Annotated in this window: 21 protein-coding genes, 3 pseudogenes and 1 other annotated feature; of the genes and pseudogenes, 16 read left to right on the forward strand and 8 right to left on the reverse strand. The window is 60.2% G+C overall.

Annotated features, from left to right (window positions below):
• Positions 1–86: 86 nt before the first annotated feature.
• The 5 genes from LB555_RS02475 to LB555_RS02495 form a co-directional block, all read right to left on the reverse strand.
• On the reverse strand, positions 87–2183 hold the full coding sequence (locus LB555_RS02475; RefSeq protein ID WP_140877110.1) for a pyrroloquinoline quinone-dependent dehydrogenase: 2097 nt from the start codon (positions 2181–2183) through the stop codon (positions 87–89).
• Positions 2180–2554, reverse strand: coding sequence for a hypothetical protein (locus LB555_RS02480; RefSeq protein ID WP_140877108.1), 375 nt, complete (start codon positions 2552–2554; stop codon positions 2180–2182). The genes LB555_RS02475 and LB555_RS02480 overlap by 4 nt, the downstream gene beginning before the upstream one ends.
• A 139-nt stretch (positions 2555–2693) precedes the next feature.
• Positions 2694–3524 carry a DsbA family protein gene (locus LB555_RS02485; RefSeq protein ID WP_140877106.1) on the reverse strand — a complete coding sequence of 277 codons (831 nt, stop codon included), beginning with the start codon at positions 3522–3524 and terminating at the stop codon, positions 2694–2696.
• 4 nt (positions 3525–3528) lie between these two features.
• Positions 3529–4509 carry a manganese catalase family protein gene (locus LB555_RS02490; RefSeq protein ID WP_140877104.1) on the reverse strand — a complete coding sequence of 327 codons (981 nt, stop codon included), beginning with the start codon at positions 4507–4509 and terminating at the stop codon, positions 3529–3531.
• A gap of 1473 nt (positions 4510–5982) precedes the next feature.
• A complete protein-coding gene (locus LB555_RS02495) occupies positions 5983–6639 on the reverse strand; it encodes a GntR family transcriptional regulator (protein ID WP_140877102.1) in 657 nt (218 codons plus the stop codon).
• Between the two features lie 243 nt (positions 6640–6882).
• On the opposite strand from LB555_RS02495, the gene LB555_RS02500 reads away from it, so the two are divergent.
• The 11 genes from LB555_RS02500 (at position 6883) to LB555_RS02550 (ending at position 16176) form a co-directional block, all read left to right on the forward strand.
• A complete protein-coding gene (locus LB555_RS02500) occupies positions 6883–7890 on the forward strand; it encodes a sialic acid TRAP transporter substrate-binding protein SiaP (RefSeq protein ID WP_318012978.1) in 1008 nt (335 codons plus the stop codon).
• A gap of 14 nt (positions 7891–7904) precedes the next feature.
• Positions 7905–8402 carry a TRAP transporter small permease gene (locus LB555_RS02505; RefSeq protein ID WP_140877098.1) on the forward strand — a complete coding sequence of 166 codons (498 nt, stop codon included), beginning with the start codon at positions 7905–7907 and terminating at the stop codon, positions 8400–8402.
• Positions 8399–9694: a TRAP transporter large permease gene (locus LB555_RS02510; RefSeq protein WP_140877096.1), complete on the forward strand. Its 1296-nt coding sequence runs from the start codon at positions 8399–8401 to the stop codon at positions 9692–9694. The genes LB555_RS02505 and LB555_RS02510 overlap by 4 nt, the downstream gene beginning before the upstream one ends.
• Positions 9691–10578, forward strand: coding sequence for a shikimate dehydrogenase family protein (locus LB555_RS02515; protein ID WP_140877094.1), 888 nt, complete (start codon positions 9691–9693; stop codon positions 10576–10578). The genes LB555_RS02510 and LB555_RS02515 overlap by 4 nt, the downstream gene beginning before the upstream one ends.
• A 29-nt stretch (positions 10579–10607) precedes the next feature.
• Positions 10608–11507, forward strand: coding sequence for a dihydrodipicolinate synthase family protein (locus tag LB555_RS02520; protein ID WP_224682217.1), 900 nt, complete (start codon positions 10608–10610; stop codon positions 11505–11507).
• Positions 11508–11983: 476 nt separating this feature from the next.
• Positions 11984–12391 carry a hypothetical protein gene (locus LB555_RS02525; protein ID WP_140715735.1) on the forward strand — a complete coding sequence of 136 codons (408 nt, stop codon included), beginning with the start codon at positions 11984–11986 and terminating at the stop codon, positions 12389–12391.
• 267 nt (positions 12392–12658) lie between these two features.
• Positions 12659–13216: an SH3 domain-containing protein gene (locus tag LB555_RS02530; protein WP_140877090.1), complete on the forward strand. Its 558-nt coding sequence runs from the start codon at positions 12659–12661 to the stop codon at positions 13214–13216.
• Positions 13217–13464: 248 nt separating this feature from the next.
• Positions 13465–13953, forward strand: a complete 489-nt coding sequence (locus tag LB555_RS02535; protein ID WP_140877088.1) for an invasion associated locus B family protein — start codon at positions 13465–13467, stop codon at positions 13951–13953.
• 670 nt (positions 13954–14623) lie between these two features.
• Entirely contained in the window at positions 14624–14815 is a 192-nt protein-coding gene (locus LB555_RS02540) for a ribbon-helix-helix protein, CopG family (protein WP_224682251.1), read from the forward strand.
• 55 nt (positions 14816–14870) lie between these two features.
• A complete protein-coding gene (locus tag LB555_RS02545; RefSeq protein WP_140877084.1) occupies positions 14871–15404 on the forward strand; it encodes a sigma-70 family RNA polymerase sigma factor in 534 nt (177 codons plus the stop codon).
• Entirely contained in the window at positions 15391–16176 is a 786-nt protein-coding gene (locus LB555_RS02550; protein WP_140877082.1) for an anti-sigma factor family protein, read from the forward strand. The genes LB555_RS02545 and LB555_RS02550 overlap by 14 nt, the downstream gene beginning before the upstream one ends.
• A 483-nt stretch (positions 16177–16659) precedes the next feature.
• Positions 16660–16715: a sequence feature (sul1 is cis-regulatory element that is thought to sense ions involved in sulfur or methionine metabolism; They are found in Alphaproteobacteria), on the forward strand.
• A 400-nt stretch (positions 16716–17115) separates the two neighbouring features.
• Here the strand turns inward: LB555_RS02550 and LB555_RS02555 are convergent.
• Positions 17116–17899 (reverse strand): annotated as a pseudogene (locus LB555_RS02555) (TAXI family TRAP transporter solute-binding subunit).
• 487 nt (positions 17900–18386) lie between these two features.
• Between LB555_RS02555 and LB555_RS02560 the strand changes: the two are divergent.
• From LB555_RS02560 to LB555_RS02575, 5 genes and pseudogenes are all read left to right on the forward strand, one after another.
• A complete protein-coding gene (locus LB555_RS02560; protein WP_140877078.1) occupies positions 18387–19091 on the forward strand; it encodes a DUF4336 domain-containing protein in 705 nt (234 codons plus the stop codon).
• 1522 nt (positions 19092–20613) lie between these two features.
• Entirely contained in the window at positions 20614–21375 is a 762-nt protein-coding gene (locus LB555_RS02565) for a hypothetical protein (RefSeq protein ID WP_140877076.1), read from the forward strand.
• A pseudogene (locus LB555_RS29245) lies at positions 21375–21716 on the forward strand (AcvB/VirJ family lysyl-phosphatidylglycerol hydrolase); the annotation flags it as partial. The gene LB555_RS02565 and the pseudogene LB555_RS29245, both read left to right, overlap by 1 nt.
• Positions 21713–21955 carry an AcvB/VirJ family lysyl-phosphatidylglycerol hydrolase gene (locus LB555_RS29250; RefSeq protein ID WP_281405332.1) on the forward strand — a complete coding sequence of 81 codons (243 nt, stop codon included), beginning with the start codon at positions 21713–21715 and terminating at the stop codon, positions 21953–21955. The pseudogene LB555_RS29245 and the gene LB555_RS29250, both read left to right, overlap by 4 nt.
• 290 nt (positions 21956–22245) lie before the next feature.
• Positions 22246–23793, forward strand: coding sequence for a Do family serine endopeptidase (locus LB555_RS02575; protein ID WP_140877070.1), 1548 nt, complete (start codon positions 22246–22248; stop codon positions 23791–23793).
• A 291-nt stretch (positions 23794–24084) separates the two neighbouring features.
• Here LB555_RS02575 and LB555_RS02580 read toward each other — a convergent pair.
• A pseudogene (locus tag LB555_RS02580) lies at positions 24085–24383 on the reverse strand (IS630 family transposase); the annotation flags it as partial.
• 897 nt (positions 24384–25280) lie between these two features.
• Positions 25281–25466 (reverse strand): hypothetical protein, encoded by a 186-nt coding sequence (locus LB555_RS02585; protein WP_140877068.1) that lies wholly within the window; start codon positions 25464–25466, stop codon positions 25281–25283.
• Positions 25467–25880: the final 414 nt, after the last annotated feature.

Here is a 25880-nt window from a genome sequence, read left to right on the forward strand (position 1 = left end):
CCGATGGTGGCATCCTGAGCCAGACAGTCACAGCGGCAGCGACCCGGATCTGCGACCAAAGCTTTACCGGTGGTGGCGTTTGGCCGTTACGGCCCGGGAAGGGCATAAGCGGCAACCTGATCGCCGACCTGGTCTTTCAGAATGGTATTTCCACCGGCGACGAACACCACGTATTCGCGGCCGCGGTACTCGTACACCGCAGGATTGGCCACCGCGGGCGCCTGGACGATGTCGGACCAAAGTTCCTGTCCGTTGGCGAGAGAATAGGCGCGCACCTTGGCGTCCATCGAACCCCCGATAAATATCAAACCACCCGCCGTCACGGCGGGGCCACCAATCGTCACCGACCCGAGTGATTCAGGCATATAGAAGCCCCACTTCTGCGATGCTCCCATCGGCCGGCGCCATTTGATGTCGCCGGTGGTCATGTCGATGGCGGCGATTTCTCCGAAGGGGGGTGCCCAGCAGGGCATGCCAAGCCAGTTGAGAGCGTTGTGCAGCGACATGCCATAGGGTGCACCCTCCTGCGGATAGTAGCCCTGCTCATTGCCGGAATCGCCGGCGAGCCGTTGGTATTCATCGCGGGGATAGAGCTTGATGGATTGGACGACATGCGAGAAGTTGACCACTGCCGTTTGGGTGCCTGGATCGAACCCCACCCCGCCCCACTGCACGCCGCCCGCCGAATCCGGGTAAGCCAGCACGCCTTGGCCTTTGTGTGTCGGGGGGCTGTACATGCCACGATAGGACAGGGTGTCCCATAACCGGGAGCACTCGCCCATGCCGACGATATCAGCTATACGCCAGATTGCCGGCTTTCTGGACTGGTCCAGGAGCGGTGCGGGTTTGGTCGGGAACGGCTGCGTGGGAGCGTAGACTTCCCCTTGAATGGTGCCGTCGCCGCCAGGTACCGGGCGTTCGTCGATCGGCCAGACGTCCTTTCCGGTGCGCCGATCGACGACGAACAGAAAGCCCATTTTCGTTGCCTGCATCAGGGCAGGAATTTGCTTGCCTGCCACAGTGATGTCCATAAGCGTGGGCGCCGAATTGATGTCGTAGTCCCAGATGTCGTGATGGACCCACTGTCGCGACCAGACGACCTTGCCGGTTTCTAGATCCAGCGCGGTGGTCGATGTCGCAAGTGGTATGGGGTCAGCACGGTTGCCGCCCCAGTAGTTCGGCGACGGGCTGGAGACCGGCAGGTAGACGAGCCCGAGCCCTTCGTCCACGGACATCGCCGTCCAGACATTTGCGGTCCCGGTCCGTTTTGCGATCTGCGCCGGCAGCGCCGAAAACGACCACTGTCGCACGCCCGTCTGAGGATCCAACGAGAACACCGTCCCAGGAGGAGCCTCGGCATAGGCCCAATCCTTACCAGCCCAGCCGATGATGACGTGGTTGCCCGCCACGGTGGGGGGCTGCAACAGCGAAAGCGGGTACTTGGCGTTGACGTCGTTCCATTGGTTCACATCCAACACGCCACCCGAGCCAAATTTCTTGCAGAGCTGTCCGGTATCGGCATCGAGCGCAAAGAGGTGCGCGTCCATGGTGCCGAGATAGACGATCTTCTGACAGCCTTCGCCGGCTATCGGATTCTTGCTCTGCCAGTAAGCAACGCCACGGTTCTTCAAGGCCGGCTGTGTCAATGCTTTCAAAGTGGATTTGGACTCGAACTTCCACTTGATCGCCCCTGTGCCCGGATCGAGTGCCAGCACCCCATAGAAGGGTGTCCCGATATAAAGCGTGTCGTTGGCGAAAATGGGGGTTGCGGACCAGACGGAGGGTGGCAATGCCCCTGAGCCGTCCGACATATCACCGGTGTGCAACTCCCATACTTTGCGCAGCGAGCCGACGTTTGCCGTGGTAATCTGGGTTAGCGGCGAGAACTTCTGACCATTAAGCTGGCCATGAAAGCTGTTCCAGGTCGGCTGCGGCGGGACCAGAGGGATTGGCTTAGGTGCAGGGAGTGGGGCTGTTGTCGCCTCCATCGGCGAACCCGCGCCCCCGGCCGAAGGGCTGGTGCCTCCGCTGGTGTCGTTCGGCTGTTTAACGGCATCCGGTATGCCGCCCGGTTGTGACGCGGGTGAATTATTGTCATTCTGGGCAGAGACTGAATGTATGCCGACCCCCATCAACATGAAGATGGCAAAGGCCAGGGTCGAACGGAAGCTACCAGTTTTCATTGGGACGGATCCTGAATCTTGGTCTGACGGAAAACCAGCGTGATCAACAGCCCGGCCAACACAACGGCCACGGCAGCCACGAGCCACCAGGCATGGAGAAATACGGCGGCGGTGAATGTGCCGAGTGCTCCTAGAAGGCCCAAGATCCAGGCCAGGGTGAAGACGACACCACCTCCTCTGAAGCGCAATACGAGGCCATCCAGCGCAAGTGCCAGGCTGGCAACGAGCACAAGCATGGCTCCGGGGGTTCCATTTACCCCAGTCAGTGGGGTGGCGAAGTAGTAGACGGCGATTGCGCTCGCCAGCACCGCCGCTGTGATGACGACGAGCGGGCCACGATGATTGATGTTCGGCGATTGCTGGGTTTTCATGATCGTTCCTGCGACGTTTCTTTAAGCGACCCCAAAGGGGGCGTCTTGCGGGACGGAGCACTTTGCTAACCCGAGCTTGGCCGGTCTGTTCCAACCGCGGCTTCACCATCACGTGAGCGGCGGAACGCGCCGCGCGTGCCTAGGGAAACGCAGCTTTGTTGGCCATCGTGCCGTCTGGATTGCCTGCTGTGCCCTCAGCTTCCCGGGGCGTCATCATCCCACCCCAGTAAAGTGCATACGCTTCAGCACTGGGGGGCTCCCGCGCCGCCCCGAGGTCGGGGGCATAGGTGAGCAATCTGGCGAGCAATTCGTCCCAAGGCAGCCAGCCGACTATCCAGGCGCGATCCGCTCCCGGCCGACTGAGGCTGAGGCAGGGAAATCTGCCGACGCCTCGGAATCTGGCTTCGCGCACATCCTCCTCCAGCGCGGCTCGCGCCTCGGCTCCGGCGAAGTCCAACTCGAGCCGCTTGGGGTCGAGCAGATCAGGACGTGCTTTGGCAAGATCATTTGCGATGTCGGCCAGCACTTCTTCTTTCGCGATGTTCCGGCCTTCAACCATCACGGCTTCGCGGATGCGGCGCAGATAGAGGTCGGCGGCGGCGGCCGACTGGAGACCCGCCGCCTTGACCGCGAGACAGGAAGGCCACGAAGAGGCTGGCGGATCGCGAGCCCATATCGTCGGTTCGAATGGCATGCCTGTAATGCGAGCCGCCTGGACCCAGATCGGACCCATTTGCGCCGGACGGTGAACGTCGTTGAGTGGATCACTGAACCTGTCCCAGCCACCGATCATGCCGCCCAAACGCAACCGCAACGCAATTCGACCGGCGAAGCCGTAACGTAAGCGTCTCAGTTGAGGCTCGAACCCCCAGCTCCAACAGCATAGCGGATCCGTGAAATACGAGATCTCGAGAACCGGCGTGTTATTGGGCCGGGGTTCGGGCGAGGCTTGGTTCTCGCTCTCACCCACGTCGTCAGATTCCCGTGGTTTGCGCTTTCACCGGGCTGTCGATCGAGTCCTGCGGATAGGAGGACCACTGGGTGGGAGCAGAGGTTGTTTTTGCTTTGACCTCGGCGCTGCGTTTGTGGGAGAGCTCCTTGTTCTTGGCCTCCACCTGCTTTTGAGTGATGTTGACGCTCTTTGGTTCGTGGTTGATCTCTCCCTGGGTGTCGATGACGTGCTTGTGAGGCTCCTTCACATAGTCCCAGCTCTCGCCGGCGCTCCACGGACCCTGTCCCTCGTTCCAGGGACCCCGCACCTCGGCTCCGTTCGAGAGATTGAAGTAGGTGTGGGTATGCCGCGGGTCTCCCTGCAGGATGCCCATTGGGAAGTTGGGTTGAATGGTCTCCAACGCTGCCCCGAACATCTGGAAGTGGGCGATCTCGCGAGTCATCAGGAATCGCAGGCTGTCGTGGACAAGAGGATCGTCCGTGAATTTCATCAGGTATTCGTAGGTGATCTTCGCTCGCGCCTCGGCGGCCATGTCCGAGCGCAGGTCCACGGTCAAATCGCCGTTGGCGTCTATGTAGCTGCCGGAAAACGGCACACCTTGGCTATTCGTCAAGGTCGGTCCGCCAGCTGATTGAACCAGAAATTGTGGGTTGGTCAACGCCTCATGGAGCACATCCTCCTTGCCGGCCTTACCTTTCGTCAGTTTGTTCAGGGGGCTCGCCTCGGCCGCATTCTTCAGTTCACCGTTGACCCCGTCCAGAAGCATCGTGATGGTTGCTCCGACGATCTCGAGATGGCTGAATTCCTCCGTCGCAATGTCCATCAACATATCGTACTTGTCGGGGTAAGGTTTGCGGGTTGAGAAGGCCTGGGTAAAATACCGCATCGCGGCGGCCAGCTCGCCATTGGCGCCACCGAATTGTTCAAGCAGCAGGGCAGCGAATTTTGGGTCGGGTTCAGATACACGCGCGTTGAACTGAAGTTCCTTGACGTGGTGAAACATGATTGTCTCCGTTTTGGGGGTGGCCGATCCGACGGTTCACCCCAGAGGGCACTCACGTCGGGCTCACGTGCGACACCGGGGCGCAGCACCTCGGGCCGAACTGAAGGGGCAGAGTTTTGTTCCTCCAGCCGGGCACTCCTTTTTGCGGTGTCGTCGTGAGGGCAAAGGAGCTGCCAGGGTTCGCGGCAGCATGCCTTGTCCGAGCCTTTGTGGCGCGGAATGACTGGACACGCCGCCTCGCCGGCATCTCCATGGGCGTGGGTTTCGTCTGCTGAGCTGGACGCGTCTTCTTCATCGAAGCATTTCGCACGAAGCGATCAGTCCGCAGGATAGGCAGAACCGGGGGAAAAGCTTCTCGGTCAGTTGCTCGGCAACAGATGCGCTTCCCGGCCGCTTCGATCAATGCCAGTCTGGCTGCTTCCGCCCCTAGCCCTTCGCGCACCCTCAGCTACACAGGCGCAGAGGTTTGAGGGCAATCGGTGACCATGCTTCGCGGCGCGATAGGCGCGTGCTTTTCACAGGGCTCTCCGCATCTCTAGCAGGCGCTTGTCAGCTATGGTGTTTCGCGCTCGTCGCGCCGCATTTTGCGGCTTACACATGTCCGGCCTCGCCGGAATTGCAAGGCGCTGAGTCCAAACGTCGCCCCGAGCGCCGCCCACAGAAGGGTGCTGAATGTAAACGGACTGGCAAGCCATTCCAGCATGGGCACGGCATCGCCCGGCCAAGCATAGGCGAGATAGCCGAGTGCAGTCGACAGGGCGACCCCAGCAGCGACAGCGAATATCGTTTCGAAAATCGATCTCGTCACAACGCATCAGGGAACGCTAAAAAAAGAGGCCGATCAAGAGCGATAACGCAATCGTGCAATCTTATCCCTCAAACGCTCCAAGCCTCGAAATGTGAATTGCTGCCGGGGCGCCATTGCGATTATCTGCCACCTGTGAACATCTCGAAACTGATCATCTGGATAATGCTGGCGATGTTGCTGGCCATCGGCATTTACCTTTTCGTTCAGGCGGACGCATCCGACTGGTCGCACCAACTTTAACCTTCGCCGGGAAATCGGGATGTGCTCGTGAGCTGCGGGAGGAGGGCGAGATTCCAAGCAGTCTTAGCCTGAGGGAGCATTCACAAGGATCGCACTTGCTGCGTTTGGTGCGCCGCATTTTTCAAAGACTTCAGGCGTGCTCGATCGTCCTGTGCCGCCACCTCGTTATCCCGTTGAAAGAGTTCCGCGGGTAGGCACCACTCGGCGTGCCTCTGACCCACAAATCAGATTGCGGAGCATCGTTGTTCGGCTGGAGATTTGCTCGTGGCGATGCCGTGCGAACAGGCGCGCGGCAATCTGTGTCGGGGCTGCACACGGTCGCACCGGAAGTTGGCGCGTAGATGAGACCGCGATTGTGGATGCGCCGATCTCTGGGGACGATCGACGGGATGAGCTGCGGTGTGGCTGCCGCACAGGCATCCAGCTCAGGCGGTCAAACCATGCTTGACGCCCGCCTCGACATGCCGGCGCAGCACCATCTGCGCCGTGGCCACGTCGCGGGCCAACGCTGCCTCCAGCAACTGTCTGTGTTCGTCGGCCGCGATTTGCCCACGAAAGGTCAGCGAAATCATCTGATACCGCAAATATTTGTCAAAAACCGCAGCATGCGTTTCCATGAGCGCACGAGACCCGCATGCAGAAATCAGCGACTGGTGGAACTCCCAGTCGTAGCGTTTCCAGTCCTGGGTTACCGACCGGTCTCCGCCGATCATCCTGATTTCCATTTGGTGCAGTTTGTGGTGGGCCGAAACCACCTTACCCTCCCATTCCACATCCCCGGCGCCGAAGGACAATTCCATCGCGTGGCATTCAAGCAGTTGCCGCAGCGCCGCGATTTCCTTCAGATCCTCTGGTGAGACCGGCGCGACTTCGAAGCCCCGCTGCCCTTCTGCCACCACGAGCCCATCGGAGGCCAAACGATTGAGTATTTCCCGCAGGGTTGAGACGCTGGCTCCGTAGAGGCCCTTCAGCCTTTCGAGCTTGAGCTTCTCGCCGGGAACCAGTCGGCCAAAAATTATGTCGGCCCGTATCTGCCGATAGGCGGTATCCGATATCGTGGCGTCGGAAGCGTTCGCTAGCATTTGGCAGAAATATCATAAGTTTCCTGAAATACCATACATACACTCTGAGGCCTTCCGGGCCAGCGGTCGGATCCGAGCGACTGCCACCCCATATAGAGGCGGTACATCGTGGATCATCATACAAAACTACGAATACCTGACGTTCTTCGCTACGTGGTTGAACGAGGAAGGCTGTCGTGCGATGCTCGACGCGTGACGAATTGGGAGTGACGTCGCCCGACATGCAATTCAGGGAGGAAAAGCATGACCACTATCACGATCCATCGCCGCAGGTTTCTCCGCACAACCGCTTTCGCAGTAGCCGGTGCCATGTACGCCTCACGCGTCAACCGCGCCCTGGCGCAGGACAAGATCACACTGAGGCTGTCGTCACCGGCGACACCGGGCGACCAGCGTGCGGTGGCGCTGACCAGCGTGTTCGCCCCAGCGGTGCGCGCCTTCGCCACGTTTGAGCCGCACTGGAACGCCGAACTGTTCAAGCAAGGCACCGAACTGGAAGCAATTGCCCGTGGCAATCTGGAAATGTCGATCACGTCGGCGCAGGAACTCGCCTCGCTCTATCCCGAATGGGGGATCTTCACCGCCGGCTATCTGCATCGCGACGCCGAGCACCAAAAGAAGGTTTTCGCGGCTGACTTCATGGATCCGATGAAGAAAAAGGTGGAGGATGAACTCGGTGTCAAGCTGTTGACGGTGATGTATCTCGGCCGCCGCCAATTGAACCTTCGCATCGAAAAGGAAATCAAGACGCCGGACGATCTGGCCGGCGTCAAGCTCAGAATGCCCGGAACCGATGCCTGGCAGTTTCTTGGCAAGGCGCTGGGCGCCAATCCGGTGCCAGTGGCGTTTACCGAAATCTACACAGCCCTGCAGACCGGCGCGATCGACGGGCAGGACAATCCGCTGCCGTCCGACAAGGACTCCAAATTCTACGAGGTCACCAAGCAGATTTGCCTGACCAGCCACCTCGTGGACCTGAACTATCTCGCCTTTTCCAAGAAGGTCTGGGACGGGCTTGCACCGGATCAGCAGGCGGCGGTGCAGAAGGCGGCGGACGACGCCGCCGAGTCCGGGCGGCAGAAGCAGCTGACGCTGGAATCCGAACTCGAGCAGTTCTTCAAGGACAAGGGTTTGAAGGTCTACGCGCCCGACGTCGACGCCTTCCGCAAACATGTGCAGAAGGCCTATCTGGACTCCGACTTCGCCAAAGACTGGCCGGAAGGCATGGTCGACAAGATCAACGCCCTCTAAGCCGGGAAAGACCGATGTCCGCAACCATCCGCTGGCTGCAGGCGCGGGCCGATAACGTGGCGGTGGCGCTTCTCGCCGCCATGTTCATCGCCTTCATCCTGCAGATATTCACGCGCTACGTGATCAACGACCCGCTCGGATGGACACTGGAAGTGTGCCTGACCACCTGGCTGTGGTTGGTGTTCTGGAGTTCGGCATTCGTGCTCACCGAGCGCGACCACGTCACGTTCGACCTGTTCTACTTGATTGCCAGCCGCCGGACCCAGCGCGTTTTCGCGCTGATCTCGGCGGCGGCGATTGTCGCTGGTTTCTTGGCGGCGCTGCCGGCGACATACGACTACATCGCCTTTTACAAGATCAAGAAAAGTGCCACGCTGCGCATCCGGCTCGACGTCGTGTTCAGCGTCTATGGGCTGTTCGCCGTCGCGGTGATCATGCGCTATGCGCTGCGCCTATGGCAACTTGCCCGCGGCGGCGCGCCCGAGCCGCATGACGAGGCGACGCCGCTGTGACCGCCGCCTTCTCTCTTTGCCTGCTGGCGCTGTTCGTCCTCGCTGGAATTGGCACGCCAGTCGCCTATTCCATGATCGTCGCGGCGATCGTCTACCTTGCCGTCAAGGGTCAGGACCTGGGGCTTGCCGCCGAGCAGATCATCCAGGGGCTCTATGACGGCTTCATCATCCTGGCCGTGCCGCTGTTCATCGTCGCCGCCAACATCATGAACGCTGGCACGATCAGCGAGCGGCTGCTGCGGTTTTGCATGGCGATCGTGGGCCGTATGCGAGGCGGGCTCGGGCATGTCAATGTCGTCGCCAACGTGATCTTTTCCGGCATGTCCGGCTCGGCCGTCGCCGACGCCGCCGGGCTGGGCAAGATCATCATCGAGATGATGACCAGGGACGGCCGTTATCCGCGCGGCTACGCCGCCGCTATCACCGCCGCCGCGTCAACCATTGGGCCGATCATCCCGCCGTCGATCCCGATGGTGATGTACGCGCTGGTCTCGGATGCCTCGATCGGTTTCCTGTTCCTCGGCGGCATACTGCCTGGGCTGCTGATGGGCGCGGTGCTGATGGGCCTCAACGCGTGGGTCGCCCGCAAGCGAGGTTTCGCGGTCGAGGAACCCGTGCCTCTGCGAGCCTTGCCGAAGGTGACACTCAATGCATTTCCGGCGCTGCTTATGCCGGTCATCCTGCTCTACGGCATCTATGGCGGCGCGACGACGCCGACCGAAGCGGCAGCCGTCGCGGCCGCTTATGCGCTGATACTGGCCGGTGTCTTTTATCGTGCGCTGAGCTGGCGGAAGCTCTATGCCATCCTTTCAGAAAGCGCGCGCTCGTCCGCCGCCGTTGGCCTGGTCATCGGCGGCGCCCTGATCTTCAATTACATCGTCGCCAGCGAAAACATTCCAGCCCAGATGGCAGCCTCGCTGCAGGGACTGCACATATCCCCGGTCGCTTTCCTGTTCATGGTCAACGTGCTGCTGCTGCTGCTTGGGTGTCTGCTCGACGCATCGACGATCATCCTGGTCATTGTACCGCTGTTCATCCCGACCTGCCGACTGCTCGGGATCGACTTGGTGCATTTCGGCGTCGTGGTGGTGGTCAACACCATGATCGGGCTGATTACGCCGCCCTATGGGGTCGTGCTGTTCGTCATCAATGCGACGACCCGCATTCCGCTGCGCGAAGTCATCAGCGAGATCTGGCTGTTCATCGGCGTGCTGGTCGTTGCGCTGCTGCTGATGATGCTGTTTCCGGAAATCGTGCTGTGGCTGCCAAGGCAGTTCGGATACCAGGGATGAGCACGGCTCTGCACGATAACCGAAGTGCCGGCCTGATCGGCCCGGTCAGGCTTGGGTTGATCGGCGACACCATAAAGCACTCGCGTTCGCCGGACCTGCATCGTCTCGCCGGCCGCCTCAGTGGCCTGGACGTCAGCTACGACCTCTTCATCCCGCGCGAGATGGGTAAGGACTTCGACGCCGTGTTCGACGCCTGCCGCGACGCCGGTCTTCGCGGCATCAACGTCACCTATCCATACAAGGAGATCGTGGCCTCCAGGCTGCTCATACACGACGACCTGATCAGGCGCATAGGTTCGGTCAACACAGTGGTGTTCGACCCGCATGGCGCGCGGGGCTACAACACCGACCATACGGGTTTCGTCGCCGCCTATCGCGCAGTCTTCGACGACATGGCGCCGGGCAAGGTCGTCCTGATCGGAGCCGGAGGAGTCGGCAAGGCCGTGGCCTTCGCACTACTGGCCCTCGGGGCTGATGGCCTGACCATCATCGACAGAGATGCCGGCAAAGCGCGGTCACTAGCCGCCGCGATCGCGACCGCCTCGAAGGGCGCTGTCGCAACGTCCTCCGGCGTCGACGTCGATCCGGCGATGGACGGCGCGGGAGGCATCGTCAATTGCACGCCGCTCGGCATGCACGGACATCCGGGCTCTCCGGTGCGGCCGGAATTGCTGCCGGAGCTGCGCTGGGCATTCGACGCCGTCTACACGCCGGTCGACACCATGTTCAAGCAACAAGCGGAAGCGGCGGGCGTCAAGGTACTCAGCGGTTTCGAGCTGTTCTTCCACCAGGGCATCGAAGCCTTCCGTATCTTCACCGGGCGGGCGCCGGCCGATCTCTCATCCTTGCGCCGAATGCTCCTCGAAATCCCGCCAACCAATTAAGGATATTACCTGTGTCCGACGACCATCCCATGCGCAAGAAGATCGGCCTCAGCGCGGCGCTGACAACACCGTTTGAGCAAAGTGGCGCAATCGACTGGCCCCGCTTCGTCGCACACGCTGAACACTTGCTGGCACAAGGTATGCGGGTGGTGACCGCCTTCGGCACGACCGGCGAAGGCGTGTCGATTTCGGCCACGGTCCGTGCGACCCTCTACGAGAGAACGGCCGCGGCGGGCATCCACGCCGACAGCCTGATTGAATGTGTCTACGGGCCGTCGTCCCAGGACGCAGGCGACCACGTCCGGCGATCGCTTGAAGCTGGTTGCGGCGGCATCCTGCTGACGCCGCCCTTCTATTTCAAGCAGCCAACGGAGGAAGGCATCTATCGCTGGATCAGCGAGGTGCTGGAGCGCTCCGGCGCGGCCGCCCGCGACGTCATCCTCTACAACATCCCGGGCCTTACCGGCGTCCGCATCGGTCCGAAACTGGTCGCGCGCCTGCGCGTCGCCTTTCCCAAGGCCATCGCCGGCGTCAAGGACTCCAGCGGCGACTGGGAGCAGACAGCGGCGCTGCTTGCCGAGCATCGCGACCTCGCCATACTCGTCGGCCATGAAGGCCATCTGGCGAGAGCGGTCAGGCAAGGCGCCAGCGGGGCGATCAGCGGGGTGGCCAATTTCGCACCGGCCCTGCTGGCGAAACTCGTGCGCGGTGAGGACGATCCCTTGATCGACGACCTGCTTGGCAAGCTGCTGAAGCTGCCCGTCGTGCCAGCGGTGAAGGCGGTTCTGGCCCAACGGACCGGGGACGCCGTATGGTTGCGCGTTCGCGCTCCTCTGGAGGCGCTCGATCAAGCAAGCGACTTGGATGCCTGCCGGGAAATTGCGGCGATGGTGGCCAACGGTGACGGCACGGTCGTGGGCGAGATATGAGCTCCTCCGCCCCTGTCGGACAGAGTGTGTCGAAGAGGGTATTGGTGACGGCGAAACCCGGAGAAGCCAAACTTGGGGGCAAGCACATCGACAGTTCAGCGCCGGTTGACGCCAAGGTGGTAGACCGGCCCTTGCTGCGCATAGCTACCGCTGTGCCGATTGCGGTTCTCGCCCTGACCCACGAGTCCGCGACATCGGGCTCCCTTCGAAGTTTCCGTCTGTAGCGCTACGCCACAGGAAGAGATCAGCCGGCTGAGAAAACGGACAGCCAGCATCTTGCCTTCAGAAACTTGCGACCGGCGTGGAATAGATTCCGCCCATGCTAAGTATATTGTGCATCAGACAAATCGGAAGCTCTGCCGGTGAGATGCCCCACCCCTCCACCTGCTGGACAGCCAGCAGTAAGCTTTTGACGACCTGGGCGGGTTGGCTTCGATCCCAGTCCACAGAGAACAAACAAGACGGAGAACCAGGAAATGTCGCAACAATTCGAAGAATATCGGCCTTCCAAGACGCTCTGGTTCTGGTCAGTGGTAGGCGCGGTGGTCCTCACCATCATCGTCGGATTCACTGCCGGCGGCTGGACCCTGGCAGGAACTGCGGCGGAAATGGCCAAGACCTCAGCCATAAAAGCGAGGGCAGAACTGGCCGCCAATCTGTGTGTCCAAAAGTTTATCACGGCGTCCGACGCGAGCCAAAATCTGGCCAAGCTGAAGGAAACGTCTTCCTATCAGAGGGACGGTTTCATTACCGACGGTGGCTGGGTCAAATTCGCCGGAATAAAAAAGGATGCACCGGGCGCCGCTGATCTGTGCGCGGAAAAGCTGGTCGCGTTGGACGCGATTCCGACGAGCACCGTGTCTGAGGATCAGACGAAGGGCTGATGCCATACGTGGTCTGCTGGCGAGAACCTCACTGGCGTATGTCGCAACCGGTAAAACCTGATCTGAACCCCCCGGCGGCTTGAGCTGCAGTGGCCGATCTGGACGCTACCTGGACCGACGGATCGTGCATCTTCTCGCGGCATTGAAATCACCTCGCCTCAAAGCTCGGTCGGGCTTCTACAAGAGCATAGGAACGGCGCCCGGCAATCAACGCTCTCGTTTTTGTTGCTATGGGAGATTGCCGTTCCACATTCCGTGGCAGATTGCATGAAGTCGACCGCGAATCTCGGCCCGAACGTCCTCAGCAAGGCCGGGCATCACTGGTCTATCTCTCTTGCTCGGTTCATTCTGATAGCTGCATCGCTCGCAGGATCCGCGACGGCGACTGGACTCCGCTCCAAGGCTAATCTTCTCGTTCTGCCTCGCTTTGCCTCCCTGAGAGCCTCATCAGCCAACCTTCGTGTCGGGCCTGGCATGGGGTATCAAGTTGAATGGGTCCTTATGCGCCCGGGAATGCCGCTGGAAATCTACCAACAGTATGACAATTGGCGACGGGTCAGAGACTGGGACGGAACCAGCGGATGGATTCATGAATCGCTCCTGTCAGGCCGCAGGGCGGCCGTTGTCGAGCCCTGGGCCAAGGGCAACGTTGCGCTGCGCGACAAACCGTCCACTGGCAGTTCGGTTGTTGCCTGGCTGCAGCCTGGCGTGCGGGTAGAACTGACCCGATGCGACGGACAGTGGTGTGCTGTTGCACTGGGCCCCAAATCCGGCTTCATCAGGCAGATCAGTATGTGGGGCGTCTATCCCGGCGAGGTGCTTTGAAGCGAATCCGCACGGGTCGAGTGGCTTGCGGACGATCACAGGCAAGCATCCCAGAGCACGGATTGTTGAGCGACCGCCCTTGTGAACAACGAGCTGCCTGTTGCGGGCCGGATCCTTCCACTCACCATTTCGAGAATCGTGGTGACGGCAGGCTGACGGCAGTCACGAACCCTCGAAGAGCCGAAAGCGAGATTTTTCCGGGCGAAGGCCTCGGGGACACTATGGCGCTGCTAAGCTGGAAGGAAATAATGGGCATCAAATCAGTTGGAGCGGGCATCGCATGTTTGCTGGTTTCTACCACTTGGGTGCAGGCTGCCCCAAGACTCCTCTCGCGGCACGGCGCTTGGGGCGTCTATTCTTATGGTGCCGACACGACAAGGTGCTATGTCTTGAGTGTCCCCGTTTCCAAACTGCCGGCCGGTGTCGATCATGGCGAAAATTTTGTAACGGTCTCGCGCACACCGGTCGAGGAACAGCCCGAGGCAATCATGGGGTATCGGCTCAAGCCAGAGTCGGATATCAATGTCGTGATCGCAGACCAGCGCTTCTCAATGTTCACGCAAGATAATAAGGCCTGGCTTCAGAACGCCGGTGAGGATCGGTCAATGATCAGTGCGATGCGAGCCGGAAGCAAGATGACGCTGTTCGCCACGTCCTGGAGGGGCACCCAAACCCAGTACGTATATTCCCTGATGGGACTGAGCGCCGCATTGCAGGCGAGTAGCGCTTGCAAATAGAATTCCAATGGCCCTGCTTACTGCCAGAGGCGTTGATGGCTCGATATCGAGTGGGAGCGACTGCTCAGTCATCAGGCTCACTCTCACCATCTTGAACGGGAAGTCATGAGAGAGATTTTCAAGACTGCTGTCGTGATCGCATTGATCGCGCTCGCAGTTGTCCTGCTTTTGCTGGCACCAAGGGGTTTTCGCACCGGTCCGTCCGATCCGATTGTTAGTTCCGGTCATTCTCGCTTGCGGCTTGCAAACATTAGCCTCGGTTTGCCGGTAGCCTCGGATAGAGCGGCCTGAGCTGTCCGATCTCCAGCTTGGCGTCACCCATTCACACCCGATGCCAAGCGCGACCCCTTGAAGCTCTCCGGGCGCTAATCTCTTTAGCCCGCGCCGGCCTCTCATCCCCGAGAAGGAGATACACTGTGATCCGTCTCGCCCTTTGGGCGGCAAAAAATCCGGCGGCCTTGGAATAGTTTCCGGTGCTGTCCGGTATATTCCAGGACAGGCAAGCTAGTCGCCCCTCGCCTGTCAGGCCCAGCAGGCCCTCCTTGGTTGTCCCTTCACTGCTGGGCCTCCCCCGCCAAAAGGAGCATCCATGACACTGTCTGGCGCCAGGAATGACACGGCCGGCCACCAAGTAGCGGATTTGCAGCGCTCGGACCTGCGCGCAGCCTTCATGTTACGAAACGCGCCAGGTGTGCCATTGACGCCAAAAACTGCAGACGGGCTGGCAACTCTGGCGAGCCGGATGAATGTCAGTCGCGATGATCTCATTGAGAGAGCTCTGAGCGAGTGGCTGGAAACACGGTTGACGAATCCAGTCCCAGGCGACGATTTGATCCCATCGGTAGAATCAGACCGGCGGTAGCAAATTGTAGTCAGTGGGCTTGGAATAGTTTCGGCTCCCGATCAGTATATGGACCATGAAGGTGAACTTCGACGTCACTCCACACTTGGAGGACCTGTGGCGCTACAGCAGGGTGCTCACAAAAAATGACACCGACGCGGACGATCTGGTGCAGGAGGCGCTTGTTCGGGCACTCGGGTTGTCGCGCACCTACGACGCCTCGCGCCCGCTGATGCCGTGGTTGATCACGATCGTTCGGAACACATTTTTCACAAGCGCTGTCCGAGCTGATGCTGAGCGCCGTCGCTTGGCCGCTTATGCCCAACAATGCGACCCGTTGCTGATGCCATCACAAGAACACTGCGCTGAGCTCTCCAACGTTCAACGGGCGCTAGAGGGACTACCGTCTGACCAAGCCGAAGTGCTCCATTTGGTCGCCGTCTTAGGCTTCACCTATTCGGATGCTGCCGCGGTGCTTGGGGTTCCGGTGGGAACAGTGATGTCTCGTCTGAGCCGGGCCCGGATTGCCCTGAAACACAATATGGAAAAGGCGAACGACGCCGCACGGGCTCAATTGAAAATAGTGGGAGGCCGTGATGTGGCCAAGTGACCGAATTTCCGAAGAGGAGATAAACCGGTTTCTTGACGGCGAGCTGTTGCCGTCCCGGAGGTCTGAACTCCAGGCGCGTCTTGCCCGCGAGCCGGAAGCAGCGGCGGAGGTATTCGCGCAAGCACAGCGCATGGAAGCGTTGCGCAATCTCCAGCCCCAGCGGCTGTTTCCCCCTCGAGCAAGCCTGGACAGAGCCCGGGAGTTGGAGAACGCGTTCCGACGAAGGAAAGTATTTGCGGTGTTCAAGTTGCAGCTGGCTGCGGCGGCGCTGGTCTTCTTGGGCTGGTCAGCCAATTCGTTGACCGAGCCGCTTCGCCAAGGCGGTCAAAAGGCGGATGAGACGTTCATCCTGGCCGCGCGGGACGCGTTGCGGGTCGCCCAGCTCAATGCCGGCCCTGAGAAGGGCAGCGAGCCGAAGCAGGATAAGATCGAACGGCTGATCGGAGCGGTAAACATAAGCATGCCCGCTCTTCCGACAGTCTGGCGGGTGAAAGACGTTCAGGTTCAGCCCTGGAACGGGAAGCAGAGCCTGGTAGTCACGGCGGACACCCCAAGTGTTGGCCGTATTACGCTGGTGGCAGTTCCCATGAACGGCGAAGACGCCGTCCCCCCAACTCCGGCCACTGACGGTCGAGTGCCCACCGTGTACTGGCAGTCAGGTGGCACGGCATATGCGCTGATGGGCTCTGCCACGCCGGATCGCCTGGAGAAGGAAGCAAAGGAAATGGAAGTGGCCAGCCGCAGAAATGTCGCCCCCAAGGTCAGAGGTTAAGCTGCTGGCCGGCCGTAGCAGCGACGAACGGATGTCTCAGGAGCACGGCATTGACGGCTTTGGAAGCTCGGCAGTGCCTGGAAGACTCGAATTTACGAGAGGAACCGGCTTGATTTTCGCAGGACACAAACTTGCCTCGAGGTGAGGCCTGGCAAATTCAGCGCATCGGTTGAGGCGCCACTGAATACGGTTGCCGCGGCGTTGCAGCTCTAAGCTTTTTCGATCGAGGAAGTGCGAACGCGCCAGCACTTCCTTAGCGGTCCGGCGTTTCCGCGGGGGTTTATGCCGGACCGCTCACGTAAGATGGCAGCGGGGAGCAGCGGTAGCTCGGCGACCAACGTGAGAAGAAGGCCACCCCTGCAAATTGCGGTGGAGGGTCACCGGTTAAGCCATGCGCAATGTTGCGCAGCCTCGGTATAGCCGGGCAAGCACCCGGTGATATGTTGCTTTGCAGCAATCACGTGCTATACGGGAACAACTCAATTCGGACCCGGTGTGATCCCGGGTGGCTATTCCGGCCGGTGATCCGCCGGACAATTTCCAAAGCCCAGTTAGCGTTCACCCTTTTGAGGGGGCGGCTTTGCGTTTATCCCTGAACATTTCGCCTCATGCAACCTTCGTGAAGCGTAAGCTCCTGATTCGGTTCCCTGATCGCCGAAGAGGCCGCTCGTCGACAAGCCGACGCAGACCGCTTGGTAGCGTATCCGTTCAGCCAACGACCATTCCCGCGAATACCACGGTGAGGAGCAGTGACACTGGCACGGAAGACAGCACATCTCGATGGTTCTCGTATCTTGCCGCTTGTCCATCTTCGCCGTCTCGCGTTGTTCGCTGTCATGTTGACGCTAACGGGTGGCCGAAGGAAGCCGTTCCGCGCGAGGCCGCTTGAGAGGCAGCCGGGGTGCTGTATATTATCCCTGATCTCGATCTGAGTTTTGGCTATTTGCCGCCGCACGATTGAGCGCCACGAACGCGATCGGGGAGATCGGCGCGCCGTCCCCTGCCACGCTTGGCATTGGTAGCCATGTCGGCAACTACGAAGAACTTGCGGCGCGCATGCGCCCAGCACAGCGCCTGGGTCAGCGGACTGGGATCGCGATCCCCTTGAACGGTGGATTGTAGCCGCCATAGGCATCGCCCTGCAGAATGCCGCCAAAGGTCTTCAGATGGGGTTCGGGGATGTTCCTGCCGCCGGTCGCGCGAGGCATAGTAGAGTGCCGCCGCCGGCGGCGATATTCCACCGAACGGCCGAGGTTCAGATGCGACCGGTTCGGTCTTGCCGCCGGCCAGGATCGGCACGGTGGTGTCATCGCCATGGAGGCGCTCGGCAGCGAGCACATGCGCCTCGAATGTTTGAATGTAGTTTGGGTAAATCGCGGCTATGGCTCGGAGCTTGTCCAGTTTCTGTTTGAATCCTGCTTCCTCATCTCCATCCCACGCATCGCGAACTCCAAAGCGAATGCAATTTCACCTTTGCCCTGCTGCAACAGATTTAGATTCTCAACAGAAGCCTGGTCGCTTGCACCTGTGTGCGCACCGCAGGAATCTTTTCGCCATAGATCTTGGCCAGCGCCGCGCCGAGCGGCTAATAGACCCCACTGGTTCCGCCGGTCAGCACGTTGATGAATTCATCGGCCTCGGCGGTTGTGGCGCCAAGGCCAATGCACAGCGCGACCGCGCCAACGGTGAACAGACTTCTGGTTGATGCACATCGCTGCCTCATCCAGGCACGACCATCTCTTCCCGAAGAATCCGGCAGCTTGGAATAGTTTGGTGTCCAGCTCGGTATATCCCATGACAGCGAGCTTCGACGTCGCGCCGCATCTGGAAGACCTGTGGCGACGGCCGACACGCCGAGCGTCGGACGCATCACGCTTGTGGCCGTGGCGATGAGCGGCGAAGACGCCTTACCCCCTACTCCGGCGACCGGTGGCCGGGTGCCGACCGTAAATGAAAGGCATGTCGCAAGATATCAGGAACGAAACGCAAAACACAAAGGAGCTATCGAGCACGCGGCGATTGTCTCCGGGTGATTTCGCCTGAGACCATGATTCAAGGCCGTGCCAAATCGTACGGCCCCAAAGCGGGGCACGCTTGTAGGTGATGGATCGGCGCTACCGCTATTGTTAGCGGGCGTGCACCTGGACTGGTCCATCGGATTGCGCTCCGTCCGACACGACATCCATCAACCGTCCCATCGAAGGATAGCGATGCGCCTTACGCCCTATGTCGCAGATCAGATATGGCTCTGCCCATATCCCATTCGATTGGCATTTACGCGGTTCGAGGCACGAATGACGGTGGTGCGCCTCGCCTCTGGCGAGCTCATGCTGCACTCGCCATGCAACATCACTTCGACGGTGGCGGAAGAGATCTCGTTGCTCGGACCTGTTGCCCACATAGTTGCTCCTGGAAATTTCCACCACAAATACGCAGCCACCGCGCAAGCCGCGTTTCCAGGGGCCAAGACGTGGATCTGTCCCGGCATCGAGAGAAGACGCCCCGGCTTGGCATATGATGGTCTCCTCGGTGACGTTGCCCCCGCCGACTGGATCGGCGAAATAGACCAGGTGCTCGTGCAGGGCACGCGCATAATGCGCGAGGTCGCGATGTTCCATCGCGCTAGCCGGACGCTGATCCTCGTCGACCTCATCGAGAACTTCACCGACGCCACGCCTCATACCGGAGGGGCGTTGAAGTTCTGGTTCAAGTACGTGTTGCGGATGTGGGACAATCCCCGTCCCGCGCCGGAATACCGGATGGGGTGGAGCGACCGCCACGCAGCGGCGAAGTCGCTACGGCGCATTCTGGCGTGGGACTTTCAGCAGATCGTGTTGTCGCATGGCGACCTGATCGATCGTAACGCTCGCGCTGTGGCGGCTGCGGCTTGGAACGGAATACTCGAACGATGGTAGCCTGCAAATGGGCAAACAGGCGAAACATTGCGAGCATCCTCTCCATCTGGTGCTTCTCGACGCCTACACGTGGTTTGAACGTCAAGATTCAAGGGTCACATTCGATCGCCAGCAATGCTCGGTTAGTGTCGAATGTCTGTGCCAAGGAAGTTGCTTAGGAGACCCTCGGCGCCGCAGTTCGCTTCGCCGGTGCGTTTCCATCTGCTGTTAAAATCCGCCATACCGCGCCGATAGTATCTGAACAGGGGATCACTTTGATCAAGCCGTTCGTATTTGTTGGCCTGGTGCAGGTACTCAACGGGGTTTGTTACCCACAGGCTGTGGCACTTGGCCAAAGCGGCCGACTGCGAGCCATATTGAAAGGCGTTATATTGTTCTATGGTCTTAACCTGGGTCCCGGCCACCAACCAACATGAGAGAGCAACTATTGCTCCGCGGACCATGACCGGAACCTCCTGCTCCTAAATAGGGCGGCGCTGCCGCCCGGCCAACTCGAAGTCCTGTCCGAATGTGTGGAGGGCCACATGTTCGAGATAATGATACATCTGGCATTTGCAAACCTTAACAGAGACGGACTTTGTTCTCCAAACCGGTGCACAGGCTGAGGAAGAATTGGATGGAAAGCGCGCTTGGTCCAGGATTTCTCGCCAAGAAAGCGGTTCCGAAACACGCAACGGCTCAGGGCGTTGCAGCACTAGGTAAGAATCTCGAACCGGTTTGCGTCTAGTTGCGTTGATTTCTTGGGAGATCACAATGATGGCTGTGCAACAGGACTTCCGAACAAACAGGGCCGACTACCTTATCGCGAAGAAGGCTATTGTGGTCGCAGACGGAGTGGGCGCGAAGAAGACGTCCCCACGCCTTATTGATCCAAGGTTGGCCAAGCTGACCGCAAACCGGTCGAAAAGTTCCCCGGACCCCAGTCGAGACGGCGCTAGCGAGCTCTTCCATTCGACAAGTCAACCTAAGAGCAGCGTCCCGGCAGTGCGTTCAAGCGGGGCGACCTGGCACTTACTGCTCTGTACCAATGAGAAGCGAGAGCGTTCCCTTATAGCGTCGTGGTCGCTCGTAGCACTTCAGTTGCGGCTTGAATGCTGGCTTGCAGATCGGTCTGCTGACCAACTTCGGGATCGAGAACCGTTATCGAACGCCCAATTGAGGGCACAACGAGTTCGTCACAGCTGCCAATTTCGGTATTTGGCAAGGTGTCGTGAGCCAGGCAAGGGCAGCGGGAGCAGAGGCACCCGTTAACTGTGCAGGACTCCGTCCGCGGCCTGCCGCATCACCTTTTGCGAAAAAAGGCTGACAGGATGGAATAGTTTCCGGCCGACATCAGAAGTTCGTTGAACTTAAACGTCGCAGCCAGGGTCGACTGTTGGGAGCGCCAGCATGGCACTGGCGAATTGCGACAGCGTCAGCGCTTGCAATCGGAAGGAGAGCGCTCCCATCGGGCCCAGCGGTTACTTCCCTGTCCGGGACCGCTGGGATCGGTGGCAGGTTTAGAGGCTCAGGAGCAAGCAGAATGAATAGGCTAGCCTTTCTCCTGTTAGCAGCATTTGCAATCCTGGCAGCGACACCATCATTGGCTATCGAGGGCGGCCGCTTTGGAGATGTCCACCTTCTGGTGCCGGACGGCCAGATCCGGGGATACGTCGTCTTGTTTTCGGATCAGAACGGATGGAGCGACGCAAACCAGACGGCACTTGCGGCCCTTGGGCGGCAGGGGGCGCTCGCGGTCGGCGTGGACACCAAAACCTATCTGGCCAGGCTTTCCGAAGAAAAGGAGCCCTGCCATAACCTCGTGGGCGATGTAGAGATACTGAGCCGCCGGCTGCAACGTGAGCACAGTGGCCTGCAGTACCATTTTCCCATCTTGGCTGGTGTCGATGCCGGCGGAACACTTGCGGGCGCCATTCTGGCGCAGGCTCCAGCTAACACGGTGGCTGGGGCTATCTCGGTGGATCCGAGTGTGGTTCTGCCCAGCGAGCGCCCGCTTTGCGCGGGAGCGCCCTCGTCTCCTCGGCTTGGCGGTTTCGCGTACGGACCTTCCAAGGCCTTGCAGGGGTTTTGGAGCCTTGGTTTTACGGCGGCTGAGCCGAAAGAAGCGCGCGCCTATTTTGCCTCCCTCCAAAGCGCTGGCACGCCGATGAGTATCCAGCCCTTTCCGGGCACCGGGAGCGATGCAGTCATCTCACTTGCCCAGCCGCATTTCAATGCGGGTGACGCCACCGGGCTCTCGGCACTTCCCTTGATCGAGCTGCCGGCGCCAAATCCGAATGGCTGATGGCGATCGTTCTGTCAGGCGATGGCGGCTGGCACGACTTGGACAAGACAATCGCCGAAGAGCTGCAGTCACGTGGTGTATCCGTCGTCGGTAGGGACAGCGTCCGCTATTTTTGGAAGAAAAAAGCCCGAACAGACGGCCGCGGACCTGACTTCGGTGATCCAGACATCGGTGAAAAATAGCACGCCAAAAACGTCGCATTGGTCGGCTACTCCTTTGGCGCCGACGTCCTCCCCTTCGTCTACAACGACCTCGCCACTGGCGTGAAATCACATATCGGGCGTGTTTCGCTGCTTGGCTTCGCGAATGCAGCCGACTGGGAGATTCAGGTCGAAGGGTGGCTTGGCGCTGCCCCAGTTCGGAAGCCGTTCCGGTCGCAACAGCGATCGAGCAGGTGCGTTCAAAGGTGGTCCAATGTTTCTACGGAGATGAGGGGACAGAAACATTCTGCCACGCGCTCTCCTGGAGAGGTGTCGAGGTGATCAACACAACCGGCGGCCATCACTTTGATGGCAACTACGCCCGTTTCGCCGAGCAGATCCTGGATGGCTTCAACAGGAGGGTCGCTGCCAGGATGTAGCGCTCGTCGACTGCACACCGGTCTGGAGTCCAACGCAGCCATGCTGCAAACGCGGCCTCGGCATGATCGCAGCACTTCTGGTGCTATTCAGGGCACAGGTAGTAACTCAGGCTCCCGACCTTCGCCGCGATCCGCAGCATGAGATCATCTCAAGGTAATCCCTGGATAGATTATTCAACCAAGGTTACGAAATGTTCATGCAATGGCAATGACGTCGTAATGTACGCCTCTCTATTCTTTTAAGCACGACGCCCTTTCAGGGCCACATTATCGAAAGAGGATGCGACATCATGAAAACCTTCTCTAGTGTATCTTGCAGCCCCCGCAAACGCTTGATGGCTGCCGCTGCTTCCCTGGCTATTAGCGGGGCGATCGGCTTAGGCGCCCTTGCCACCGGTACAGCACCCGTTCTCGCTGACGCCGTGCGCGTCGAGGCCCCGCAGGTTCCGAGCTTCGCCGATGTCGTGGAGCGTGTGTCGCCAGCCGTGGTCAGCGTCAAGGTCAAGGCCAAGATCCAGCCGACCGCCGATGATGGCTCCGACGATCAGGACGGCCTCGACAATCTTCCCAACAATCCGCAGCTGCGTCGTTTCTTTAAGGAATTCCGCGGCTTTGGCGACCTGGGCGGCCAGAACGACGAGGGTCATCGTCGCTTCGGACATCGCGACCGCAACAACGGCGAGCCGCGCCCGGTAGCGCAGGGCTCCGGCTTCTTCATCTCCGAAGACGGTTACCTCGTCACCAACAACCATGTCGTCGAAGAGGGCACCGCCTTCACCGTTGTGACCAATGACGGCAAGGAACTCGACGCCAAGCTGGTCGGCACCGATCCGCGCACCGATCTCGCCGTGCTCAAGGTCGATGGTGGCGGCAAGTTCACCTATGTCGACTTCGCCGACGATTCCAAGGTTCGTGTCGGTGACTGGGTCGTGGCTGTCGGCAATCCGTTCGGCCTCGGCGGCACCGTCACCGCCGGCATCGTCTCAGCGCGCGGCCGCGATATCGGCGCCGGCCCCTATGACGATTTCCTCCAGATCGACGCCTCGGTCAACCGCGGCAATTCAGGCGGCCCGACCTTCAACCTCAACGGCCAGGTGGTCGGCATCAACACCGCCATCTTCTCGCCTTCCGGCGGCAGCGTCGGCATCGCCTTCGACATTCCGGCCTCGACCGCCAAGCAGGTCGTCGGGGATCTGATGAAGAGCGGTGCGGTGCAGCGTGGCTGGCTCGGCGTCGAAATCCAGCCGGTCACCTCCGACATCGCCGAATCGCTCGGCCTGAAGTCCAACAATGGCGCGTTGGTTTCGAGCGCCCAGGACGACGGCCCCGGCAAGAAGGCCGGCATATCAGCCGGCGACGTGATCACCCAGGTCGACGGCAAGGACGTTGCGTCGCCGAAGGAACTCGCCCGCCTGATCGGCGCCTATTCGCCCGGCAAGTCGGTTGATGTCACGGTCTGGCGCGATGGCAAGAGCCAGACGGTCAAGGTCGATCTCGGCAAACTGCCTGCCAGCGACAAGCAGGCCTCAGTCGACCAGCACCAGCCGGCCGCTCCGGCAAAGCCCGACACGCTGGCCGCTCTCGGCCTCACCGTCACCAAGTCCGAAAACGGCAAGGGGCTGGTGGTGACCGATGTCGACCCCAACAGCGATGCCGCCGACCGGGGCATCCAGGCCGGCGATGTCATAACCGCGGTCAACTCGACCGAGGTCAACGGCGCAGGCGACGTCAATAAGGCGATGGCCGATGCGGTGAAGTCCGGCCGCAAGGCGGTGCTGATGCAGATCACCCGTGAAGACAACAGCCGCTTCGTCGCACTGCCGGTCGCCAAGGGCTAACCTCTGCCGACCTTCCCTGCGGTGGGTTCAAACGCCCTCAAGCCGCCGCAGGGAAAGCATGATTTGCGGAAGCGGAAATGCTCACTAAGGGTGGAGCGCTCCACGGCCTCTATTGCGATCCACAGAAGGCGGCCACGATCGATTTGTGGCGAAGTTCTCCTGGCCCAATTTTACGCCTCAATGCGCTCCGCCGAAGTTTCACGCTTGTAATCACCACTCCTGCCAGCGGGCTGGGACTTCGAGCCACGGGCAACCGAATCCGAGCTTTTGCGTCAATAGGAAATCGATGAACTAGTCACCTGAATCTAAAATTTCGCTGCATAAGGTCTGTTCGGCCTTTTGGCAGAAGTGCTTGACGGATGAGAGGATGCCGTCGGCGGATTTGACCCAGCGGTATGGCTTTGGGTTCTCATTGTATCAATGAAGGAGCGGATGTCGGCTTCGAGTTGGCTGGTCTAGGTGTGGACGCCGCGGCGCAACTGCTTGCGGGTGAGTTCGGCGAACCACCGTTCAACCTGGTTGATCCAGGATGCCGACGTCGGCGTGAAGTGGACTTGGTAGTGCGGCCGTCGCGCCAGCCATGCCCTAACCAGCACGAGACACTCCTGGCCCCCAGAACCAAAAAAACGCCCCGGTCAGACCGGGACGGTTACTGATTTATGATGAAAGTGGTTGCGGGGACAGGATTTGAATCTGCTGACCTCGCTTGCGAAGTCCCTTCGACAGACGAACTCGGTTGCAGCGCTGTATTGGCGGTAGCGCTCTGACGCTACCATCTCTTAGCGGGTGTGGTCAGCGATCTGTCCGAAATGTACGCCGCAGCCGCCGGTCGCCGCCCGACCAGAGGCACGCCCTTCCCTTAGCTTACGCAGATGATATGCTTTGTTCGTGGATGACCAGAAACAACGGACCGTGAAGCGGCGCTCGCCAACAGCTCGGCCGATCACGGTTGAGCGGATTGAGCGCGCGCTCGATCGCGTAGCCGAGATCCTCCTTGCGCGAGGCGAGCAAGGTGAAGCATGGCTCCCGTTATACGATTATCTCGAGCGTGCGCTGCAGGATCACCATGCAAAACAGGATCGCCTTGCGGCGGTGCGGGAGCGCGGTAGACGATCGCGGGATCAAACGGCAGGACGATCTACATGAGTTCTCTCTGCGATGTCAGTCGTCAGCGCGGCGTTGGCGGAGCCGAAACCGAGCCTGCCGAGTCCCAAGCCTTTGCGCCGCATGCCAAGCACGCGATGCGCATTGCGCAGCGACGCCATCAGGCAGCGCCGGGCCGAGCGGGAGCAAGGATCGGCATTCGCGATCCGATGGTGCAAATACGCTTGGGATCGACCACTGCCGGCAGATCCGGCTCGCTTTTAGTTTCGGTCGGCTGCTCGGCGCAATCGGACCTATGGCAATTGGCGTGCTCGCTGCAGCAACGGGAAGTTTGCCACTGGCGATCTCGATCCTGGCAGCTGTCTGTCTTCCGGGTCTTCCGTTCATGCCTTGTCGCCGAAACTGCCACACAAACCATTCCCCGCCCAGCTTTCTGCGCCGGTGTCTTGACCGCGCCAGCGCGCATATGGCGTGGCTGTGGAACCGCCTTGCTTGCGCGGCGTCGTACAGTTGGCGGCGATCAGATAGGCCGGGGTCCATCGAGGCGCGGCTTCGAGTTCGATGCGCAAGCCGCAAGGCTCACGACGTGCCGCGCATCCAGCTCAGCACGATAGCAGCCAAGCTGCGCTTCAGCGGTTTTCAATCGCGACAGTGGGCAATTGATCAATCGGTACAAACGTACCACCGATACGATCGTGCGATAGATTGCCTTCGATGTCAGTTGATTTTTGAGTCTCGCGTCTAAGTGGATCAGATCGGCAAAGAGGACGTCGTATCACCAGAACTACATTCACTCACAAGGCGCGAACTTGTTGCGGCATCTAGGCTTCAATTGCTTTATCACTGCTCCCGAAGCAGTTCTGGGCGCGAGCTTCGCCAATTCGACCCGCCCATTCACGATCAACATTCCGCAGCCAGACATGACGATCTTCGACGATGCGCCATAGCCACGGGTTGGCCGATCGCGAGGTACGATCAGCGAA

The sequence above is a fragment of the Mesorhizobium sp. BR-1-1-10 genome, from assembly GCF_020165595.1.
GTDB lineage: Bacteria > Pseudomonadota > Alphaproteobacteria > Rhizobiales > Rhizobiaceae > Mesorhizobium > Mesorhizobium australicum.

Bases quoted from the DNA above. Each gene is read 5' to 3' on its own strand.
- LB555_RS02475 (WP_140877110.1), bottom strand. From the start codon at position 2,183: ATGAAAACTGGTAGCTTCCGTTCGACCCTGGCCTTTGCCATCTTCATG.
- LB555_RS02505 (WP_140877098.1), top strand. From the start codon at position 7,905: ATGTCCGCAACCATCCGCTGGCTGCAGGCGCGGGCCGATAACGTGGCG.
- LB555_RS02535 (WP_140877088.1), top strand. From the start codon at position 13,465: ATGGGCATCAAATCAGTTGGAGCGGGCATCGCATGTTTGCTGGTTTCT.
- LB555_RS02545 (WP_140877084.1), top strand. From the start codon at position 14,871: ATGAAGGTGAACTTCGACGTCACTCCACACTTGGAGGACCTGTGGCGC.
- LB555_RS02490 (WP_140877104.1), bottom strand. From the start codon at position 4,509: ATGTTTCACCACGTCAAGGAACTTCAGTTCAACGCGCGTGTATCTGAA.
- LB555_RS02495 (WP_140877102.1), bottom strand. From the start codon at position 6,639: ATGCTAGCGAACGCTTCCGACGCCACGATATCGGATACCGCCTATCGG.
- LB555_RS02530 (WP_140877090.1), top strand. From the start codon at position 12,659: ATGAAGTCGACCGCGAATCTCGGCCCGAACGTCCTCAGCAAGGCCGGG.
- LB555_RS02480 (WP_140877108.1), bottom strand. From the start codon at position 2,554: ATGAAAACCCAGCAATCGCCGAACATCAATCATCGTGGCCCGCTCGTC.
- LB555_RS02500 (WP_318012978.1), top strand. From the start codon at position 6,883: ATGACCACTATCACGATCCATCGCCGCAGGTTTCTCCGCACAACCGCT.
- LB555_RS02525 (WP_140715735.1), top strand. From the start codon at position 11,984: ATGTCGCAACAATTCGAAGAATATCGGCCTTCCAAGACGCTCTGGTTC.
- LB555_RS02560 (WP_140877078.1), top strand. From the start codon at position 18,387: ATGCGCCTTACGCCCTATGTCGCAGATCAGATATGGCTCTGCCCATAT.
- LB555_RS02520 (WP_224682217.1), top strand. From the start codon at position 10,608: ATGCGCAAGAAGATCGGCCTCAGCGCGGCGCTGACAACACCGTTTGAG.
- LB555_RS02515 (WP_140877094.1), top strand. From the start codon at position 9,691: ATGAGCACGGCTCTGCACGATAACCGAAGTGCCGGCCTGATCGGCCCG.
- LB555_RS02550 (WP_140877082.1), top strand. From the start codon at position 15,391: ATGTGGCCAAGTGACCGAATTTCCGAAGAGGAGATAAACCGGTTTCTT.
- LB555_RS02575 (WP_140877070.1), top strand. From the start codon at position 22,246: ATGAAAACCTTCTCTAGTGTATCTTGCAGCCCCCGCAAACGCTTGATG.
- LB555_RS02565 (WP_140877076.1), top strand. From the start codon at position 20,614: ATGAATAGGCTAGCCTTTCTCCTGTTAGCAGCATTTGCAATCCTGGCA.
- LB555_RS02540 (WP_224682251.1), top strand. From the start codon at position 14,624: ATGTTACGAAACGCGCCAGGTGTGCCATTGACGCCAAAAACTGCAGAC.